A 19,953-nucleotide genomic window follows, 5' to 3' on the forward strand; every position below is an offset into this window, starting at 1 on the left:
GAGAGCAGGACCATGGGGCCGACCCGAGCACAGTTCATCCAGTACGCGCCCGCCGCTCTCGCGCTGGCATCCGCCGGCGTCGGCCCCTGGTCCGCACTCGCCGCCGCGGCGGCCGGAGCGGGGGCCTGGGCCATCAACGCCTCCGCCCCCGCCCTGCGCTCCCTGATCGCGTGCGGGCTCACCACCAGCGGCTGCGGCATCGCCGCTCACCAACTCCTCGCCGGCGGCATGGACCCGCTGTTCGCCCTCGGCCTCGCCGTCCCGGCCGGCGCCGCAGTCCTGGCCCACCACCGCAACACCGCCGGCGAACTCCCCGCGCTCCCCGCCACGGCCACGCCTGAGGCGGGTCAGTCATCGCAGGCGCAGCTCATCACCGCGTGGTGGAAGGAGTTCATCTCCGGGCCCACCCAGACCGAGGGTCGCAAGCTGATCCAGCCCGGGGCCGACCTCGCCCACCTGGCCATCGAGACGGGGGCCGACTCCGTGTGGTTCACCGGGATCATCACGCTGCCCCAGGGACAGCAGGTCCGGGTGAAGGCAGCCGACATCGCCTCCGTCTACCAGATCCCCATCTCCCAGGTCGAGATGGGCGACCCCAAGCACTACGCACCGAACGCCCTGCCCGTCACCGTCCACCTCACGAAGCCGGCGGAACAGCCGCAGATCACGGCCACCGGCGGCCCCGCGACGCCGGAGGAGCTGTGGTCCGCGTACGTGGGCGTACCCGAGGGCGCGATGCCCGGCACCACCCTGACCCTCACCCGCTACGACGGGCCCCTGGACTGGGAAGGAATCGCCACCCGCGACCGCAAGGCGATCGGAACCGTCAACATCCAAGACCTCGCGGGCAACCTCGACCTGGAGACCATCCAGATCGCCCTCGCCCCTACCGACAAGCCCTCGCAGATGGGGGTGCGCGTGATGAAGGAGCACGCGCTGATGCACGGCACCATGCTCTCCTCGGTCGTCGACGAACTGGCCATGGACTCCCGCGGATACATCCGCCTGGGCACCTACATCGACGCACGCGCCGCCCTGGTCCCCCTGGCCCAGCCGGGTTCCGGCGCCCGCCACCTGTATTTGGTGGGCGGATCCCGCTCCGGAAAGTCCGGAATCCTGGAACAGATCCTGCTCTCCGCCCACCGCTCGCGCATCGCGGTGATCCTGGCCTCCCCGCAGGCAGGGACCATCGCCGGAGCACATCTGGCCGCCCACTGCGGGGACGGCCTGGACGAGGCGATGGGCGCCCTGCGCCTGGCCTACGCGCTGATGCTCGACCGCGAGGCCCGCTACCGCTCCCCGGCCTTTCCCTTCACCGACCCGCTGATCGAGTGCGTCATCGACGAGGCACACATGCTGTTGTCGGTCTCCTCGCCGTACCACGCGGAGGCCAAGGCGATCGTCGAGCAGCTCACCCGCCGGTCCCTCAAGCGGGGCATCGGCGTGGTCCTGGCCACCCAGACCCCTCTGGCCGAAGACCTCGGCAACTCGACCGTCATTCGCTCGCAGCTGCTGATCGGCGGCGGCGCGGTGTTTCTGCGCTGCGCCAAAGGCCAGGGTTCCCTGGTCGGGGCGAACGCGGTCGAGGGCGCGGAGGGCATCGACCTGTCGATGATCCCCTCGTCGTGGCCCGGCCAGTACGCCAAGGTCGCCGACCGGGACATGAGCGGCCTGGACACCGAGGCCGCAGCCGGTCCCGAGGACGGCACGTTCGGCCTGGGATACCTCCTCACCCCCGGATCCCAGGCCGTCCAGTTCCGCTCTCTGCACCTGGATGTGCCGCCGGCCTCCCTCGCCGGAGGTATGCCGCCGGTCGCCGTCGAGGACTGCGAGGCCTGGCGTCTGCGGGAGGTGATCGCACGGACGCCGATGGTCGACCAGCGTGGCAAGAACCTGGTCGGCAGCCTCGCCGACCTCCTCACCAAGACCCACCAGGGGCCGCCCGCACCGCCACAGCAGCGGGCCCAGATCGACCCCGCCGGGCCCGCGGCCTCTTCGGACGGACAGGAGCAGATCAAGCCGCGAATCCTCGATCTCCTGCGACAGGAATCCATCCCGATGACCGCCGAGACCATCGCCCGAAAGCTGGGCACATCCGCGAAACACATCAAGCCTCGCCTGTCCGAACTGAAGAGGCGGGACGAGGTCACCAACGAGAACGGACTGTGGAGGGCAGCATGACCACCCGCACCGCCACCGACTTCACCCACGTCGACCCCGCCCTGTACGCCAAGGCATTCCAACTCCTCGACCCCACCCCGGAACCCGCCGCACCTGCGGCCCCTGCCGCTCCGACACCGGTTTCCCTGATCCTCGCCGCCGCCCCTCCAGTGCACCGGCCCGGCCCGGTCGAGAAGACCCTCACCGACGCGCTCGCCTTCCTTGACACCCACGGTTGGGCCAAGCACCGCCTGATCCACCCCGAGGGCGCCCGCTGCTCCATCGGCGCCCTGCGAGCGGCCACCGGCGCCCGCAACGCCGCCTACCGGGACGCTGGAAACCTCCTCCTCGACGAGGCCCGAAGCCAGCACGGCAACCAGTGGGAGTCCATCCCCGCCTGGAACGACTCCCACACCGGACCGCAGGTGCGCGGCGTGTGGGAGGCCGCCATCCGGCGCGCACACCACCTGAACATCTGACCCGGCCGGAGCCGCCCCGTGTCGTTCTCGTTCACCGACCCCAAACCGAACAACGACCGCTCGTTCTCCTTCACCAGTCCGGCGGAGGTCGAAGAGCAGCTGCAGACGATCGCCGACCTGGCACACGAAATCCTCCGCCTGATTGCCGAGGTACGCAGGCAGATCAGCAACTGAGCGCCCCGGCAGACACGACGAGGGCGGCCCGTCTCACCAGAGCCCGGGCCGCCCTCACCCGTGTCCGGGCCACCGGCCCCCCAACGACCGCTGAAAGGCGACCACGTGAACCAGCCCCTGCCCGAGCGCGTCGCCGACGCGCTCGCGCTCATCACCGGCAAGCGCACCGTCCGGTGCCCGCATCCCGGATGCCGGGTCTCCGTCCGCTACCGCGCCGTCACCCCCGACGAGGCCAAGCGCCTGACCGACCTGGCCACCGACCACACCCGCCACTGAAGGGCGAGCTGATGACCCACTTCGAGTTCAACGACGAGGACGACCCCGAGTACGACGGCGGTGACTGCGAACTGTGTGCGCCGCCCGACGACGGTGACCCCTACCCCTACGCGCACTGCTGCGGCTGCGGAGCCGACGGCAGCAGCGAACGCCCCGACTGCACCTGCGAGTAGTCGCACCGAGGGCGGCCCCCTCTCACGCCAATGAAGCGGGGCCGCCCTCGTCAACCAGCACATCCAACTGAACTGGAGGACTCCAGCATGACCCACACGACCGACATCCGGCGAGAGGGCCACCGGCCCGCCTTACTGGACCTGTTCTGCTGCGCCGGCGGCGCCGGTGCAGGTTACGTCCGCGCCGGATTCGACGTGGTCGGCGTCGACAACCGCCCCCGCCCGAACTACCCCTTCACCTTCATCCAGGGCGACGCCCTCACCGTCCTCGCCGACCTGATCGCCTCGGGCGAGATCCGCCGGTTCACGGCGGCCCACGCCTCCCCGCCCTGCCAGAGCAAGTGCGCCCTGACCGTCGGCACCAACCAGGCCATGGGATGGGGCGGCACCCACGTCGACCTGATCGCCCCCACGCGGGAGCTCCTGGACGCCTCCAGCCTCCCGTACGTGATCGAGCAGCCCGACGGCAAGGCTGACGTCCGCAAGGACATCACCCTGTGCGGCGAGATGTTCGGTCTCGGTGTGCTCCGCCATCGCAACTTCGAGTTGGGCGGCTGGAGCACCACAATGCCCAAGCACGTGCGCCACCGCGGCTACGTGCGCGGCTGGCGCCACGGCGAGTACCGCGACGGGCCGTACGTCGCCGCCTACGGCAAGGGTGGCGGCAAGGCGACGGTCCCGGAGATGCAGCAGGCCATGGGCATCGACTGGACGGACGTGCACGAGGAGCTGACCGAGGCCATTCCGCCGGCCTACTCGGAGTGGCTCGGCCGCGCCTTCCTCGCCCTCACCACGGTCGGGGCGGTGGCCGCATGATCTCCGCGATCGGGCACCTGGCCACCGCCATCTGGCTCGCAGAGCAAGGCATTCCCGTGATGCCGCTACGGGAGGACAAGGGCCCCATGGGCAACTGCCGCACCTGCCGCAAGAACGCCTGCGGTGGCCGGCCGAACATGAAGACCCCCGGCCCGTGCGAGTGCGCTGCGCCGTGCCACGCGTGGGCCGCCGCCACCACCGACCCGACCATCCTCACCTCCGCAGCCTGGGCTGCGGCCTGGCGGCAGGCCGCAGCCGTGGCCTACCACCCCGGTGGCGCCGGGTTCACCGTTGTCGACCACGACAACACCGACGCGGTCGCATGGGCTCACCGGAACCTCCCGGCGACCACGACCGTGGCGACGACGCGCGGCGAGCACTGGATCTACCTCGGCACCATGACCTCCCGCAACGACGTACGGCCGGGCGTGGACATCAAGTCCCTCATGTCCTACGCCCGCTGGCTCAGCCCCGGCACGGGCACCATGGCGCCGCTCCCGGACGCCGTGCGCGCCCTAGTCGTCAAAGAGCCCCCTGCACCCAGGCCCGCCGGACACCCTGTCACCGTTTCGGCGCCGGCCGGGGGCGGACAGTGCCCTCACCGCTCGCCCGCCTACCTGGAACGGGGCGTCGCCATGGCCGAGCAGCGGATCGAGGACGCCCCGGACCGCATCCACCGGACGGTGTACCGGGCGTTCCTCGCCGTGCTGGCCAGGCACGGGCGGTGCGGCTGCCTCACCGAAGCACACATCAAGCGCCTGTTCGCCGCCGCGCAGGGCAAGGGCGAGTCCTTGCGGCACTGCGAGGACGCGTGGTCCAACGCCGTTGCTGCTCTGGGGATGTGACATGCCCGAGGACGAGAAGAACCCAGCGCGCGAGGTCATCACCACGTACGCGCAGGCCCACTTCCGGTACTTCCGCACCGTGGACGGCACCGTCTACGCCCAGCGCAACGGGCACCCCGTGGCCCGTCCGATTCGCTCCCAGGGCACGACCGGCAGCCACCGGCAGGAACTCATGGTCGGCCTGTTCCGCGACGGGGTCGGCGTCTTCAACGGAACCGCCTTGAAGGAGGCACTCGACTTGATCGAAGCACTCGCGCTCACCCAGGACGTCCAGCCCGTCCACATCCGAGTAGCCCCCGGGTTCGACGGGGCGACGTGGCTGGACCTGGGCCGCGACGACGGCCAGTCCGTCCGCATCCACCCCAACGGCTGGGACATCCGCACCCCCGACCCGCAGGAAGTGTGCTGGCGGCGCACCCAGCTCACCGGCGAACTCCCGCTCCCGGTCAAAGACACCGACGGCAAGGGCATCGACCTGCTGATGCGACTGGTCAACTTCGCCTCCGCCCAGAGCGAGGGCCTGGCCCTGGCCTGGCTCGTCGGCTGCCTCGGCCCCGACGTCCCCGTCCCGGCCCCGTTCCTCACCGGCCCCCAGGGCGCGGGCAAGTCCACCGCCGGCAAGATGCTCGTCCGGATCATCGAGGGCATGAGCGGCGACCTGCGCCGCCCGCCCAAGGACGAAGAGAACCTGATCACCGCCGTTGCCGCCGGGTGGATCACCGGCCTGGACAACCTCTCCCACCTCACCCCGGACCTCTCCGACCTCATGTGCTGCATCGTCACCGGCGCCGAGAACATCAAGCGGGCCCTGTTCACCGACGGCGACGTCGTCCGCTCCCGCTACCGCCGCCCCCTGCTCCTGACCGGCATCGACGTCGGCGTGATCCGCCCCGACCTCGCCGAACGCCTCCTGCCCCTCCGCCTGGAACGCCCGCGCGTGCGGCGGACCGAGGCGGAGCTTTGGACGGAGTTCGCGCGGGACCTGCCCGTCATCCTCGGGTCCGTGCTCGACCTGGCCGTCAGCGTCCGCGCCGCCCAGGCCGACATCCCCACCGACCTGCGCATGGCCGACTTCGCGCACCTGTGCGCGCAGCTCGACGCCGCCCGCAGCTTCGGTGCGCTGGACGCGTACCGGGCGAGCCTGGACGACCTCAACGACGACGTGATCGAGGGCGACCTCCTCGCCCAGACCGTCCTCAAGCACGCCGCCGAAACCGAGCCCGGCACCGAGGTTCGGATGACGTCGGCAGAGTGGCTGCACGCCCTCACCCAGCTCTACACCGGCGACGACTTCCGGCCCCAGCCCAAGGGGTGGCCCACCACCGGCAAAGTCCTCTCCGACCGCCTCAAGCGCCTTCAGCCCGTCCTCGCCGCCCGCGGTGTCCTCGTCGAGTGGGGCCGCACCAAGACCGCCCGCTACATCGAGATGATCCGGCCCCAGCCGGCGACCGACGAGCAGCAGACGGCGTTCTGACCCGCGCCACCGAATCCGCTCGCGCACAAGCAAGAAGAGCACCCCCCCCTGGCGCGGCGGTGCTCTTCTTGTTCTTCGGCGGCAGCGCCGCCGCCCAAAGGGCGTGCCGCTCCGCGGCTCCGCATTACGCCTGAAGGCGCACACAACAACAGACACACCCCACTTTTTTTCCTAAGTAGGAAGACGCTGCGTCACCTGCGTCACCACGGCCCCGAAAACCTGGCCTGACCTGCGCCAACAGGGGTGACGCAGAGCCCCAAATCCTGCGTCATCTTGCGTCACCTGCGTCACCCCGTGACGGACGCCTACGTCACCGGTGACGCAGACCCTCAACTCCTGCGTCACCCAAAACCGCAGGTCAGCGCCCCGAATGACGCTGATGACGCGATGACGCAGAAATCCGGACCTCGGACACACACAAACCCCACCCGACCCCGCCGGAGGAGCAATGCCCGCCGAGAGCGACCCCCGCGCCATCCTGCGCGGCGGACTCCCCGACCGTTACCTCAGCCCCGAAGACGTCGCCGAGATCCTCGACGTCCCGGTAGAGACCCTCTACCAGTGGCGCAAGAAGCGGACCGGCCCGCCCGGGTTCCGCGTCGGCAAGCACACCCGCTACGACCCCGCCGACCTCTACGACTGGATCGCCGAGCAGAAGCGCAAGGACATCAGCCAAGCCGCCTAACCCACCAGACCACTGCCGAGGGCGGGCCCACCCGGGCCCGCCCTCGGCGCTTGCCCAGAAAGGCCCATACGTGGCAGGCCACATCCAAGACCGGTGGTTCAAGACCGAGCAGGGACCCGACGGCAAGCCCCGTCGGATCAAGACCGACCGCTATGGCAGCGGCATGCGCTACCGCGCCCGGTACATCGGGCCGGACGGTACAGAGAAGTCGAAGAGCTTCCCCGATAAGCAGAAGCGGCTCGCCGAGAGGTGGCTGGCGCACATCGAGACGGACATGTCCCGGGGGCAGTACATCGACCCCGCCGCCGGCCGAATCACGTTCCGGGAGTACGGAGAGAAGTGGCTCGCGTCGCTGACGACGGACGTGACCACGCGGTCATCCGTCGAAGTGCAGATCCGCAAGCACGCGTTCCCGTACCTCGGCACGCGGCCGCTCGACTCGTTCCGGCCGGAGCACATCCGCGACTGGCTCAGCGAGCTGGAGCAGGTCCTGCCGGTCTCCTCGTACCGGCGCGTCATCTTCGCGAGCGTGTCGGCCGTGCTCGCCGCCGCGGTGGATGACGAGTTGCTGGCGAAGAACCCGTGCAAGGCCCGTACGGTCCGGGCGCCCGCTCCGGTCGCTCCACGGGTCCGGCCGTGGACGCCCGAGCGGCTCTTCGCCATCCGCGCCGCGCTGCCGAAGCGGTACCGGGCGATGGCCGACGCCGGCGGGGGCCTGGGGCTCCGGCAGGGTGAGATCTTCGGGCTGCCGGACGACCCGGACGACTTCCGCGGCGAGTGGCTCCGGGTGGCCAATCAGGTGAAGGTGGCGAACGGGCACCTCGTCTTCGGTCCGCCCAAGCGGGAGAAGGAACGGGATGTGCCGCTCCCCCGCCGCATCGGGCAGGTACTGCGGGAGCACCGCGAGGAGTTCCCGCCGGTGGACGTGACGCTGCCCTGGCTGAAGCCGGACGGGCCGCTCGTCACCAAGCGGCTGCTGTTCTCCCTCCCAGGTGGGGGTGCAGTGCGGCGGACCGACTTCAACACCCGGGTGTGGAAGTTCGCCCTCGTGCAGGCCGGCGTCATCCCGGAGCCGCGGCCGGGCGAGCGCCACCAGTCCGCGCGCGAGCACGGGATGCATGCGCTGCGGCACTTCTACGCGTCCGTCCTGCTGGACTCCGGGGAGAACATCAAGGCGCTGAGCACGTACCTCGGGCACGGCGACCCCGGGTTCACACTCCGGGTCTACACGCACCTGATGCCGAGCAGCCACGAGCGCACGCTGAAGGCCGTGGACGAGGTCTACAAGGCCGCCGATCCGACGACCGACGGCCCAGAGACGGCCCAGCAGGGGTGAGACGACTCCGGGCCGACGGCTGAGTGCCGTCGGCCCGGAGGGTCGTGGTGCTGGAGTACCGCCTTTGACCTGCGGTTACAGCACCGGCAGGTTCTTGCGGAGCTCGAAGGCCGTGACCTCGGAGCGGTATTCCTCCCACTCCTGCTTCTTGTTGCGCAGGAAGAAGTCGAAGACGTGCTCGCCGAGGGTTTCGGCGACCAGTTCGCTGCGTTCCATCAGGGCGATGGCCTCGCCGAGGTTCTGCGGGAGGGGCTCGATGCCCATCGCGCGGCGTTCCGCGTCGGAGAGGGCCCAGACGTCGTCGTCGGCGCCCGCCGGGAGTTCGTAGCCCTCCTCGATGCCCTTGAGGCCCGCCGCGAGGAGGACGGCGTAGGTGAGGTAGGGGTTGGCGCCCGAGTCGATCGAGCGGACCTCGACGCGCGAGGAGCCCGTCTTGCCCGGCTTGTACATCGGGACGCGGATCAGGGCCGAGCGGTTGTTGTGGCCCCAGCAGATGTACGAGGGGGCCTCGCCGCCGGAGCCGGCGGTGCGGGAGGAGCCGCCCCAGATGCGCTTGTAGGAGTTCACCCACTGGTTGGTGACGGCGGCCGTTTCCGCGGCATGGCGAAGGAGACCCGCGATGAAGGAGCGGCCGACCTTCGAGAGCTGGTACTCGGCACCCGACTCGTAGAAGGCGTTGCGGTCGCCCTCGAAGAGGGACAGGTGGGTGTGCATGCCCGAGCCCGGGTACTCCGAGAACGGCTTCGGCATGAAGGTGGCCTGGACGCCCTGTTCGAGGGCGACCTGCTTCATGACCAGGCGGAAGGTCATGATGTTGTCGGCCGTCGAGAGCGCGTCGGCGTACCGCAGGTCGATCTCCTGCTGGCCGGGGGCGCCCTCGTGGTGGCTGAACTCCACCGAGATGCCCATGGATTCGAGCATCGTGATGGCCTGGCGGCGGAAGTCCATGCCGACGTTCTGCGGGGTGTGGTCGAAGTAGCCGGAGTTGTCGGCGGGGACGGGGCGGGTGCCGTCCAGGGGCTTGTCCTTCAGCAGGAAGAACTCGATCTCCGGGTGGGTGTAGAAGGTGAAGCCCAGGTCGGAGGTCTTCGCCAGGATGCGCTTGAGCACGAAGCGCGGGTCCGCGAAGGACGGGGAGCCGTCCGGCATCAGGATGTCGCAGAACATCCGGGCGGTCCCGGGGGCCTCGGCGCGCCACGGCAGTATCTGGAACGTGCTCGGGTCCGGCTTGGCGATCATGTCGGACTCGTAGACCCGCGCGAAGCCCTCGATGGCCGAGCCGTCGAAGCCGATTCCCTCGTCGAAGGCCTGCTCCAGCTCGGCGGGGGCGACCGCGACGGACTTGAGGAAGCCCAGTACGTCGGTGAACCACAGGCGCACGAAGCGGATGTCGCGCTCCTCAAGCGTCCGGAGGACGAATTCCTGCTGCTTGTCCATGCCTTCATCCTCGCAGTTCAGACGGCCTGTGCACCACCTCCCCGAGGAGCGGGCCACAGTCGGGCCGGCCCAGTATCGCCGGCGGTGGTTTCCGCCACATTACGCACCCCCGAAAGGTCGTGACACCCCCGCACTGACCTCCGGCCCGACATGAGCATTACCATCTGCGCCCATGGGGGGCCGGCAGTACACGCGGCGCGGGCGTCGTGGACGTCCGCCGCTTCGGCGTGCCGTGCTTCCGGCGGGGCCTTCGGCGGCGTTCCGGGCGATGTCCGGGGCGCTGGTCGCGGTGCTGGTCGGAGTGGTGGTCGCCGTGCTGGTGGGGGGCCTCTTCCTCTGCTCGCGGCCCGGTGGGGCCGAGCGGTCGGCCGACGAGGCGCGGGCGCACGCCGTCTGCGTCTCCCCGTACGACCTGCCCGGCTGCTCGCCCCTCGCGCACGCGGTGCCGGCCGTGCTGCCCGCGCCGCAGCCCGCCGCGGTGCCGGCCGGCGGCGGCGGGCAGCAGACCCCCGTCCGCGGCGTCGGGGCGGGGTGGGTGCGACCGCCCGAGCCGCTGGCGCGCGCCCCCGACCTGCATGTGCTCCAGGTGCTGCGGACCTGACGGGTCCGGTTTTTCGCGCTCATCCACCCCCCTCAGTCAAAGGAACCAGGGCACATGGCCAGCAGGACCACCAACAGCACCGACCCGAACTCCCGCCAGGCGCGGATAGCCGAGATGCGCCGCGTCGAGAAGGCGCGCGAGCGGCGCAACAAGGCCATCGCGATCACCGTCTCCTCCGTCATCGTCGCCGGACTCGTCGGCTTCGGCGCCTGGGTGCTGATCGACCAGAAGCAGACCGAGAAGCGCAAGGCGCAGGCCACGGAGAAGCTCCTCAAGGAGCAGCAGGAGATCCGCAAGAAGCCCGTCGAGGGCGAGCAGGTCTGGGACGCGAAGAAGCTGGGCCGCACCCACGTCGAGACCCCGGTGAAGTACGAGATGAACCCGCCGGTCGGCGGCGACCACCACCCCCGCTGGATGAACTGCAACGGCGACGTCTACAAGGCCGCCGTCCCCGACGTGAACGCCGTGCACTCCATGGAGCACGGCGCCGTCTGGGTGACGTACAACGAGAAGGCCCCCCAGGCCGAGCTCGACAAGCTCACGGCGCGGGTGGAGAAGACCCCGTACTCGCTGATGAGCCCGGTCAAGGAACAGGCCGGGGCGATCATGCTCAGCGCGTGGGGCAAGCAGTTGACGGTGGAGAGCGCGGACGACCCCCGGGTGGCGCAGTTCTTCACCAAGTACGTGCAGGGCGAGCAGACCCCCGAGCCGGGGGCCGCCTGCACGAACGGCCTGACCAAGTGACCGGTACGGCCACGGGCACGGACACCGGCAGGGCCCGCATCCCCCGTACGTACTGGGTGTCGGGCACGGCGGTGCTGCTGGCGCTGCTGTTCGCGGCCGTGGCCACGATGGCCGCCGCCGCGAACGGCGACGACCGCCCCGCCGCGCCGGCCGCCGCCACGCCCGGGCTGCGGTCTCCCGACGCGGGCTTCGCCCGGGACATGGCGGTGCACCACCAGCAGGCGGTGGAGATGTCCTTCGTCGTGCGCGACCGGACCCAGGACGAGCCGGTGCGCACGCTCGCGTACGACATCGCCAACACCCAGGCGAACCAGCGGGGCATGCTGCTCGGCTGGCTGGACCTGTGGGGGCTGCCGAAGGTGCTCGCGGACGAGCCCGCGATGTCCTGGATGGGTGACGCCGGTGACGCCGGTGACGGGCAAGGCGGTCACGGCGGTCACGGCGGGCACGGCGACGGGCACTCCGGGCACGGGGCCGTGCAGCCCGGCGGGGCGCTCATGCCGGGGATGGCCACCAAGGAGGAGCTCGCGGCCCTGGGCGCCGCCCAGGGCCGGGACGCCGAGGTGCTCTACCTCCAGCTGATGACCGACCACCACAAGGGCGGCGTCGCGATGGCCCAGGCCTGCGCGAAGCTGTGCACGACCCCCGTCGAGCGGGAGCTGGCCCAGGGCATGGTCGACGCGCAGCAGGCGGAGCTCGCCCTGATGGCGGACATGCTCGCGAAGCGCGGGGCCGCGCCGCGCGGCTGACGGGGCACGCTCGTACGGTGGGGGGAGGCGTCCCGTCACCCGTACGGGCGTGTGCCTCCCCGTGCCGGGACGCCGCGGCGGGGGCACCCGCGCCCGCCCCACACGGCGCTTTGGAGGTTTACGCGATGACGACCGCCGGAGAGATCATGCACGCCGGGGCCCAGTGGATCCCCGCCACCGAGACCCTCGACCGGGCCGCTCAGCTGATGGCCCGCCTGGACGTGGGCGCGCTGCCCATCAGCGACACGTCGGAACGGCTCTGCGGCATCCTGACCGACCGCGACATCGTGGTCGGCTGCGTGGCCAAGGGGCACGATCCCTCGAAGGTCACCGCAGGCGAGATGGCCCAGGGCACACCGCGCTGGATCGACGCGAACGCGGACGTCTCCGAGGTGCTGGAGGAGATGCAGAGCCATCGGATCCGCCGGCTCCCCGTGATCAAGGACAAGAAGCTGGTCGGCATGATCAGCGAGGCCGACCTGGCCACCCACCTCTCGGAGGAGCAGATAGCCGGCTGGGCGGAGAAGGTCTACGCCCGCGGCTGATCCCGCAGGCCGCGCCGAGCACCGCCCGGGCCACCTGGTCCGGGCGGTCCAGCATGACCAGGTGTCCGGCGGGCTCGGCGACCTCGAAGCGGGCGCCCAGCCGGTCGGCGAGCTCCGCCTGGCGGGCGAGCCAGCGCAGGGCGCCGCGGCCCGTACCGCCGCCGTGGCCCACCAGGACGGTGGCGGGCGCGGCCAGCGGGTGCGTCGCGCGCAGGGCCAGGACCTCGGCGGCGGCGTCGACGTAGCGGGAGTTCTCCAGCAGCGCCCCCTGCCAGACGCGGCCGGTGCGGTAGCAGCGCCGTACGAGGTCACGCGCGGCCGGATCGGCCCCGCCGGTCCGCGATGCCCGTACGGCGGCCCGCCGGACGGCGGGACCGAGCGCGGCGGGCACCCCGGCGGCGGTCACCACCCGGCCCAGCGCCCGGGCCGCGCCGGTGCGCAGCGCCGCGGGCAGCAGGGCGCGGGGAGCCTCCTCGACGCTGGAGTCGACCAGCAGCAGGGCGGCGGTCCGCCCGGGGTAGAGCCGCGCGAAGGCCTCGGCGTGGAACCCGGCGATGGAATGCCCGACGACGATGACGCCGGCGGCGGCCGGGCCGGGGCCCGGGGGTGCCCCTGGGCCGGAGGCCCGGCGGGAGGCCCGGCCGGAGGCGGGCAGCGGGCCGGGGCCCGCAAGCGGGCCCGTCGCCGCGGTGCCCACGGGCCGGAGTTCCTCCCGTGGGGCGCCGCCCAGGCCCAGGGCGTCCAGGAGGCCCGCGATGCGGTGGGCCTCGCCCGCGGCGGTGGGCGGCTCGGCGGCCGGGGCGCTGAGGCCGTGGCCGGGGCGGTCGAAGCGGACGACGGTACGGCCTGCGGCGACGAGCAGCGCGGCGACCTCGTCCCAGTCGAACCAGGCCATGGCCAGCCCGGCGCTGAGCACGCACACCGGCCCACGGCCCTCGACCACCACGTGCAGCGGGACCCCGTCCACCCGCACGAAGCGCCCCGGAGCCCCCGGAGCCCCCGGAGCCCCCGATGCTGTCCGCGCGCCGCTCACGTGCGGCGCTCCTCGTACACGGAGCGGGCGAGCAGCCCCAGCCAGAGCGCCACGAGCAGCACCTGGAGCCGCTGCCCGGCGCCCAGGGCCCAGGTGCCCCGCCCGGCCGTGAACAGGGCGATGGCCGTCAGGGTCCACGCGGTGGCGAGGAGTTCGAGGACGACGAGCACCGGGCCGTGGCGGGCCAGCGGCGCGAGTCGCCCGTAGCGCCGGGCGGCGACGGTGAGGGCGACTATCCCGACGAGGGCGCCGGTCATCGCGAGGCTGCTGCTGACGGCGTGGGCCTGATGGGTGGCGGGGACGAGTCCGGCGGTCTCCCGGGCCGCGCACACCGGGTCGGCGGTGGGCGTGCAGCTCAGCGGCAGCCAGGCGTCGGCGGCGGTGGCCGCCCCGAAGAGGGTGACTCCGGCCCAGCCCGCGACGGCCCAGGGGCGGCGGGACTCGATGCCGCGCAGCAACCGCACGAGCGCCAGCAGCCCGCCGGTGAAGGCGAGCAGGCCGGCGCAGAAGTCGGTGGCCCGGAAGAGGCCGCCGAGCGGCTGGTCCCGGGCGGCGAGCTCGCTCACGTACGTCTCGATGGGGTTGAGGCCGGTGGAGAGGACGACCTCCAGGACCCACGCGGTGTAGGCGGCGGCGCCGAGCCCGACCAGTACCGCCACCAGCGTGGCCGACGGCCAGGTCCGTCCCCCGGACGGACGGAGCGCGGAGCCCGGCGTGGAGCCCGGCGTGGAGCCCGGCGTCGAGCCGGCCCGGGGACGCGGAGGGGGGCCATTGGTGGACATAGTGTGACTAATCCTATGCAAATCCGGGGTGTGATCCAGGGATCGGATACCCACCCGGGGTAGGGTTCCCGGCATGACGAGCAGAGGCCGGCGAGCCGTACCGTGGCCCCGGCCGCTGCTGCTCGCCGCGCTGCTGCTGGGCATCGTGACCATGAACGCCCTGGGCCATCCGACTGAGTCCCATGCCTCGGAGGACGCACCCGCGGCGCACTCCGTTGCCTCGGCGGGCCCGCCCGGCCCGCCGGGACCACCCGGTCCGCCCACGGACGACGAGCCCGACGGCGCCCGGACCGACCCCGGGTCCGACTGCCCCGCCGTGCTCACCGGGCCCGCCGTCCCTCCCCCCGGGGACGGACCGGCCGGCTCCCGCGATACCGCGCCGCTCGGGGGTGCGGCCCGCGTGCCGGTCCGGTCCGACGCAGGACCCGACCCGCCGTCGCCCTGCAGGCCCTGCGAGCCCCGCGCACCCCGAGAACGCCCCGACCGGCCGGCCCTCCCGCACGCATAGGCGCGTGCGGGACGGGCCCGCGCCGTCGCCCCGGCATGCCCGCGCCTCCCCCCACAACACACCCACGAGGTACTTCCGTGCGCCCTCTCCCCTCCCGTCGAGCCGTTCTCGGCGCCTCCGCCGCCTCCGCCGCCGCCCTCGCCGGGTCCGGGCTGCTCTCCGCCTGCGCCCGGACCGCCACGGGCCGCGGCGCCACGGGCCACGGCGCCGGGGTCGACGGCGCGAAGCACGCCGCCGCCGGAGCCGCCGCCCCCGCCGACTACGTCGACCCGGCCGGGCCCGAGGTGCAGGCCGTCGAGGCCGCCCGCAAGGCCACGGGACCGCTCACCGAGGCCAGGATCACCGCCACCGCCACCTCCGTGGACCTCGGCGGAGGGCACGTCTTCCGCTCCTGGGCCTACGGCGACAAGGTCCCGGGCCCGGAGGTGCGGGCCACCGCGGGCGGCACGCTCTCCCTGACCCTCGCCAACAACCTCCCCGAGGCCACCTCCCTGCACTGCCACGGCCTGGCGATGCGCAACGACATGGACGGGGTCCCCGGGGTGACCCAGCGGGACATCGCCCCGGGCGGCTCCTTCACCTACAGGTTCGCCGTGCCGACCCCGGGGACCTACCTGTTCCACCCGCACACCGGGGTCCAGCAGGACCGCGGGCTGTACGCGCCGCTGATCGTCGAGGACCCGGCCGAGCCCCTCTCGTACGACAAGGAGTGGGTGGTCGTCCTGGACGACTGGCTCGACGGGGTGGACGGCTCCACCCCGGACGCCGTGCTCGCCGAACTGCGCGGCGCGAGCGGCCAGTCCGGGGGCGGCCACACGGGACACGGCACGACGCCCACCGCCCCGCCGTCCCCCCGGCCGTCCGCCGGCGGCTCCGGCACCGGCCCCTCGCGCGTCCGCCTGCTCGGGGAGAGCGACGTGCTCGGCAAGGACGTGGGCAACGTCGAATACCCGTACTACCTGATCAACGGCCGGACGGCGGACGACCCGTCGGTCTTCACCGCACGCCCCGGGGACCGGATCCGGCTGCGCATCGTCAACGCGGGCGGGGACACCCCCTTCCGAATCGCCCTCGGCGGCCACGAACTGACGGTCACCCACACCGACGGCTACCCGGTGGAGCCCGCGAAGACCGGCTGCCTGCTGCTCGGCATGGGCGAGCGGTACGACGTGCTCGTCACCGCGCAGGACGGGGTGTTCCCGCTCACCGCGCTGGCCGAGGGCAAGGGCGCGTCGGCGTCGGCGCTCGCCGTGCTGCGCACGGGCACGGGGACGGCGCCCACCGCCGCGACCAGGCCGACCGAGCTGACCACCGCCCCGCTGATGGCGGACGGGCTCAGGGCCGCGGAGTCGGTGGCGCTGCCCGCGCGCACCCCGGACCGTACGCTCTCGCTCCGGCTGACCGGCACGATGACCCGCTTCAACTGGGCCTTCGACGGCGCCCCGTTCACCCCCGACCAGCGGCATCCGGTGAAGGCGGGAGAGCGGGTACGGCTGGAGTTCAGGAACCAGACGCCGATGTGGCACCCGGTCCACCTGCACGGGCACACCTTCGCCCTGGGCGGTGGCGCGGGCGCCCGCAAGGACACCACGATCATCCTGTCGGGCGGGAGGTTGACGGTGGACTTCGACGCCGACAACCCCGGGCTGTGGATGCTGCACTGCCACAACGTGTACCACTCGGAGTCCGGAATGATGACGGTCCTCGGTTACGAACGCTGAGTTCCGCCCGCCGGGAAATGGCGGCGGGGTGCCGGCGGGGCCGTGGCAGGCTTGTGCCGATCACGACACGAGACGCGACGAACAAAAGGACGCCTCAGCCCGTATGAGCACCCCGCCGAAACCGTCCGCCACCCCGACCGAACCGGCCGGAACGCCCATACCCGAGGCGGCCGCACAGCCGTCACCGTCCCTTCGGAAGACCCCGCAGCCGACCCCGTCACCGGACCCCGCCCCGGCCGCACCCCCGGCACCGTCGCCCGAGGAACCCCCGTCCGCAGTCCCGTCCTTGAGCAAGCCCCCGTCCCCGGCGGCGTCGCCGGAGCAGGCCCCGCCCGCCGCCCTCTCCCTGGAGAAGACCCCCGCCGCCCCGCAGGGACCCGCCGCCTCGTCGTTCGCCCCGTTCGTGCCCGCGCCCCCGGCTCCGGCGGCCGGCCCCGTTCCCGGCTTCGGCGGGGCCGGAGGGCCCGCCCCCGCCAACCCGTGGGCCCAGCACGGCGGCCCCGGATACGCCGGATACGGCTACGGCGGACCCGGCTACCCGACGTACGCGCAGCCCGGCCCCGCCACCGGCAACGGCCTGGCCGTCTCCGCGGCGATCGTCGGCGGCTTCGGCATCCTCATCGGCCTCGTACCCCTCCTCTTCTGGCTCGGCTTCATCCTCGGCCTGACCGCGATCGGCCTCGGCATCGGCGCGATCGTCCGCGCCTCGAAGGGCGCTCCCCAGAAGACGCTGTCCATCGTCGGCACCGTCCTCGGCGTGCTCGCCCTCGTCGCCTCGGTCGGCGGCCTGTTCCTCACCGCCCTCGTCTTCGACGAGGCCGCCGACCGCCGGGCGCAGGACCGCCGGCAGCAGCGCCTCCAGCCGGACGGGCTCTTCCCCAGCCGGCCGCCGTCGGCCTCGCCGAAGCCGACGAAGCCCTCCCAGGTGCCCGGCCTGACCAGCCCGCTGCCCTTCGGCGAGACCTTCACCTACGACAACGGCGTGAAGGTGAGCCTTTCGGCGCCGAAGGAGTACGAGCCGAAGGGCGTCCTCGCCCGCGAGTCCAAGAACCCGATCCAGATCACGGTCACCATCACCAACGGCTCGGCGGAGCCGTACGAGGTCCTCTTCCCCATGCCCAGCGTCCGCGACGAGCAGGGCGAGACCGCCAAGGTGATCTACGACGGCAGCGCCGGCGTACCGAAGGTGATCAGGGGCTCGATCATGCCCGGCCAGTCCGCCAGCGGCGTCGTGGCGTTCGACCTGCCCGACGGCACCAAGAACATCACCGCGGACATCTCCCCGGGACTCGTCCCCTCCGTGAAGTACACCGGCCCCATCGGCTGACGCGCTGAGCGGAAAGGCCGAGAGAGGCTCCGAGCCGCGGAAACACACGGGACCCAGGACATCGCGTCAGAAAGACGATTAGACTGGGCCCCGTGCCTCAACTTCGTCTCGCTCTGAATCAGATCGACTCGCACGTCGGCAACATCACCGCCAACGCCGACTCGGTCGTCCACTGGACCCGGCACTCCGCCGAACAGGGCGCCCATCTGGTGGCGTTCCCGGAGATGGTGCTGACCGGGTACCCCGTCGAGGACCTCGCCCTGCGCGAGTCCTTCGTCGAGGCCTCCCGCACCGCCCTGCGCGATCTGGCCCGGCGGCTCGCGGACGAGGGCTTCGGCGAGCTCCCCGTCGTCGTCGGCTACCTCGACCGCACCGAGAAGGCCGCGCCCCGGCTCGGCCGCCCGGCCGGTTCCCCGGAGAACGCGGCGGCGGTCCTGCACCGCGGCGAGGTCGTCCTGCGCTTCGCCAAGCACCACCTCCCCAACTACGGCGTGTTCGACGAGTTCCGGTACTTCGTGCCGGGAGACACCCAGCCGGTGATCCGGGTGCACGGCGTCGACGTGGCCCTGGCCATCTGCGAGGACCTCTGGCAGGAGGGCGGCCGGGTCCCTGCCACCCGCTCCGCCGGAGCCGGGCTGCTGATCTCGATCAACGCCTCCCCGTACGAGCGCAACAAGGACGACGCCCGCCTCGAACTGGTGCGCAAGCGCGCCCAGGAGGCCGGCTGCACCCTCGCCTACCTGGCCATGATCGGCGGCCAGGACGAGCTGGTCTTCGACGGCGACTCGATCGTGGTCGGGGCCGACGGCGAGGTCATCGCCCGCGCCCCGCAGTTCTCCGAGGGCTGCGTCCTGCTCGACCTCGACCTGCCCGCGGCGCGGGCCGACGCCCCCGAGGGCGTGGTCGACGACGGGCTGCGCATCGACCGGGTGATCCTCTCCGAGGAGCCCCCGGAAGCGCCCGAGGCGGTCGTCACCGGCGGTTACGCCGACCGGCTCGACGACGACGAGGAGATCTACGACGCGCTGGTCGTGGGCCTGCGCGCGTACGTCAGGAAGAACGGCTTCCGCTCCGTCCTGATCGGGCTCTCCGGCGGCATCGACTCGGCACTGGTCGCCGCCATCGCCTGCGACGCGATCGGCGCGCAGAACGTGTACGGCATCTCGATGCCCTCGAAGTACTCCTCGGAGCACTCCAAGGGCGACGCGGCCGACCTGGCGACACGGACCGGCCTGAACTTCCGGACCGTGTCGATCGAGCCGATGTTCGACGCGTACATGGGGTCGCTGGGCCTGACCGGGCTGGCGGAGGAGAACCTCCAGTCCCGGCTGCGCGGCACGATGCTGATGGCGGTCTCCAACCAGGAGGGCCACATCGTGCTGGCCCCGGGCAACAAGTCGGAGCTGGCCGTCGGCTACTCCACCCTGTACGGGGACTCGGTGGGCGCGTACGGCCCGATCAAGGACGTGTACAAGACGGACGTCTTCCGCCTGGCGCAGTACCGCAACCGGGCCGCCGCCGAGCGCGGGGAAACCCCTCCGATCCCGGAGAACTCGATCGTGAAGCCGCCGAGCGCGGAACTGCGCCCGGGCCAGGTGGACACGGACTCGCTGCCGGACTACCCGGTGCTCGACGCGATCCTGGCGCTGTACGTGGACCGCGACCAGGGCATGGAGGCGATCGTGGCGGCCGGCTTCGACCGGGAGCTGGTCGCCAGGACCCTGCGGATGGTGGACACGGCGGAGTACAAGCGGCGCCAGTACCCGCCGGGCACGAAGATCTCCGCGAAGGGCTTCGGCAAGGACCGCCGGCTGCCCATCACGAACGGCTGGCGCGAGCGGGCCTGACCGGAAAGGTTTGCCGACTCGCGGCGTCCGGTGCGGCGCATCGCAAGGCGGAGGGCCACGGCTCGTACTGGACGTACTTGCGTGGCCCGACAACGCCGCGAGGTGCCGTGCCGGGCGCCGTGAGGCGGTGAACCTTTCCGGTCAGAGCACTAGTAGGACTCCGTTAGGTCTTCGGTTCGGGCTTTTCGTGGGCGGGCATGTTGGATGTGTGGATGCACGCGAAGTGGACCGCGTACGAGCT

General features: G+C 72.1%; 20 protein-coding genes. 17 read left to right on the plus strand and 3 right to left on the minus strand.

Going from position 1 to position 19,953, the window contains the following annotated elements; all coding sequences use genetic code 11:
* The first annotated feature begins 12 nt into the window (after window positions 1–12).
* The 10 genes from ACFYZL_RS29905 to ACFYZL_RS29950 all read left to right on the plus strand — a co-directional run bounded on the left by ACFYZL_RS29905 (window position 13) and on the right by ACFYZL_RS29950 (window position 8,418).
* Window positions 13–2,181, plus strand: coding sequence for a type IV secretory system conjugative DNA transfer family protein (locus tag ACFYZL_RS29905; protein ID WP_388683204.1), 2,169 nt, complete (start codon window positions 13–15; stop codon window positions 2,179–2,181).
* Window positions 2,178–2,639, plus strand: a complete 462-nt coding sequence (locus ACFYZL_RS29910; protein WP_388683206.1) for a hypothetical protein — start codon at window positions 2,178–2,180, stop codon at window positions 2,637–2,639. The genes ACFYZL_RS29905 and ACFYZL_RS29910 overlap by 4 nt, the downstream gene beginning before the upstream one ends.
* Before the next feature lie 18 nt (window positions 2,640–2,657).
* Entirely contained in the window at window positions 2,658–2,813 is a 156-nt protein-coding gene (locus tag ACFYZL_RS29915) for a hypothetical protein (protein ID WP_388683208.1), read from the plus strand.
* 105 nt (window positions 2,814–2,918) lie between these two features.
* On the plus strand, window positions 2,919–3,089 hold the full coding sequence (locus ACFYZL_RS29920) for a hypothetical protein (protein ID WP_388683210.1): 171 nt from the start codon (window positions 2,919–2,921) through the stop codon (window positions 3,087–3,089).
* Window positions 3,090–3,100: 11 nt separating this feature from the next.
* Window positions 3,101–3,262, plus strand: a complete 162-nt coding sequence (locus ACFYZL_RS29925; RefSeq protein WP_388683212.1) for a hypothetical protein — start codon at window positions 3,101–3,103, stop codon at window positions 3,260–3,262.
* 87 nt (window positions 3,263–3,349) lie between these two features.
* Complete coding sequence (locus ACFYZL_RS29930) at window positions 3,350–4,078, plus strand: DNA methylase (protein WP_388683215.1); 729 nt, start codon at window positions 3,350–3,352, stop codon at window positions 4,076–4,078.
* Window positions 4,075–4,923, plus strand: coding sequence for a DNA primase (locus ACFYZL_RS29935; RefSeq protein WP_388683218.1), 849 nt, complete (start codon window positions 4,075–4,077; stop codon window positions 4,921–4,923). The genes ACFYZL_RS29930 and ACFYZL_RS29935 overlap by 4 nt, the downstream gene beginning before the upstream one ends.
* 1 nt (window position 4,924) lies before the next feature.
* Window positions 4,925–6,397, plus strand: coding sequence for an ATP-binding protein (locus tag ACFYZL_RS29940; RefSeq protein WP_388683220.1), 1,473 nt, complete (start codon window positions 4,925–4,927; stop codon window positions 6,395–6,397).
* Window positions 6,398–6,845: 448 nt separating this feature from the next.
* Window positions 6,846–7,082: a helix-turn-helix domain-containing protein gene (locus ACFYZL_RS29945; protein ID WP_388683222.1), complete on the plus strand. Its 237-nt coding sequence runs from the start codon at window positions 6,846–6,848 to the stop codon at window positions 7,080–7,082.
* 70 nt (window positions 7,083–7,152) lie between these two features.
* Window positions 7,153–8,418, plus strand: coding sequence for a tyrosine-type recombinase/integrase (locus ACFYZL_RS29950; protein ID WP_388683225.1), 1,266 nt, complete (start codon window positions 7,153–7,155; stop codon window positions 8,416–8,418).
* 75 nt (window positions 8,419–8,493) lie between these two features.
* Here the strand turns inward: ACFYZL_RS29950 and ACFYZL_RS29955 are convergent, their stop codons facing one another.
* Window positions 8,494–9,855 (minus strand): glutamine synthetase family protein, encoded by a 1,362-nt coding sequence (locus tag ACFYZL_RS29955; protein WP_356869213.1) that lies wholly within the window; start codon window positions 9,853–9,855, stop codon window positions 8,494–8,496.
* Between the two features lie 268 nt (window positions 9,856–10,123).
* Between ACFYZL_RS29955 and ACFYZL_RS29960 the strand changes: the two genes are divergently transcribed.
* The 4 genes from ACFYZL_RS29960 to ACFYZL_RS29975 all read left to right on the plus strand — a co-directional run bounded on the left by ACFYZL_RS29960 (window position 10,124) and on the right by ACFYZL_RS29975 (window position 12,494).
* The gene (locus ACFYZL_RS29960; protein WP_388683228.1) at window positions 10,124–10,456 is read left to right on the plus strand and encodes a hypothetical protein; all 333 of its coding nucleotides are present in this window, start codon (window positions 10,124–10,126) and stop codon (window positions 10,454–10,456) included.
* A 54-nt stretch (window positions 10,457–10,510) separates the two neighbouring features.
* The gene (locus ACFYZL_RS29965; protein ID WP_388683230.1) at window positions 10,511–11,200 is read left to right on the plus strand and encodes a DUF3105 domain-containing protein; all 690 of its coding nucleotides are present in this window, start codon (window positions 10,511–10,513) and stop codon (window positions 11,198–11,200) included.
* Window positions 11,197–11,949, plus strand: coding sequence for a DUF305 domain-containing protein (locus ACFYZL_RS29970; RefSeq protein ID WP_384746093.1), 753 nt, complete (start codon window positions 11,197–11,199; stop codon window positions 11,947–11,949). Before ACFYZL_RS29965 ends, ACFYZL_RS29970 begins: the two co-directional genes overlap by 4 nt.
* 125 nt (window positions 11,950–12,074) lie before the next feature.
* Window positions 12,075–12,494, plus strand: coding sequence for a CBS domain-containing protein (locus tag ACFYZL_RS29975; RefSeq protein WP_384746094.1), 420 nt, complete (start codon window positions 12,075–12,077; stop codon window positions 12,492–12,494).
* Here ACFYZL_RS29975 and ACFYZL_RS29980 read toward each other — a convergent pair.
* Window positions 12,415–13,467 carry an alpha/beta fold hydrolase gene (locus ACFYZL_RS29980; RefSeq protein ID WP_388683249.1) on the minus strand — a complete coding sequence of 351 codons (1,053 nt, stop codon included), beginning with the start codon at window positions 13,465–13,467 and terminating at the stop codon, window positions 12,415–12,417. The genes ACFYZL_RS29975 and ACFYZL_RS29980 overlap by 80 nt on opposite strands.
* Before the next feature lie 56 nt (window positions 13,468–13,523).
* Window positions 13,524–14,309, minus strand: coding sequence for a DUF998 domain-containing protein (locus ACFYZL_RS29985; protein ID WP_388683233.1), 786 nt, complete (start codon window positions 14,307–14,309; stop codon window positions 13,524–13,526).
* Window positions 14,310–14,852: 543 nt separating this feature from the next.
* On the opposite strand from ACFYZL_RS29985, the gene ACFYZL_RS29990 reads away from it, so the two are divergent.
* The 3 genes from ACFYZL_RS29990 to ACFYZL_RS30000 all read left to right on the plus strand — a co-directional run bounded on the left by ACFYZL_RS29990 (window position 14,853) and on the right by ACFYZL_RS30000 (window position 19,712).
* Window positions 14,853–16,538, plus strand: coding sequence for a multicopper oxidase family protein (locus tag ACFYZL_RS29990; protein ID WP_388683236.1), 1,686 nt, complete (start codon window positions 14,853–14,855; stop codon window positions 16,536–16,538).
* A 286-nt stretch (window positions 16,539–16,824) separates the two neighbouring features.
* Window positions 16,825–17,865: a DUF4352 domain-containing protein gene (locus ACFYZL_RS29995; RefSeq protein WP_388683238.1), complete on the plus strand. Its 1,041-nt coding sequence runs from the start codon at window positions 16,825–16,827 to the stop codon at window positions 17,863–17,865.
* Between the two features lie 92 nt (window positions 17,866–17,957).
* Complete coding sequence (locus ACFYZL_RS30000; protein ID WP_384746099.1) at window positions 17,958–19,712, plus strand: NAD+ synthase; 1,755 nt, start codon at window positions 17,958–17,960, stop codon at window positions 19,710–19,712.
* Window positions 19,713–19,953: the final 241 nt, after the last annotated feature.

The organism is Streptomyces sp. NPDC001717 (genome assembly GCF_042892775.1).
Taxonomy (GTDB): domain Bacteria; phylum Actinomycetota; class Actinomycetes; order Streptomycetales; family Streptomycetaceae; genus Streptomyces.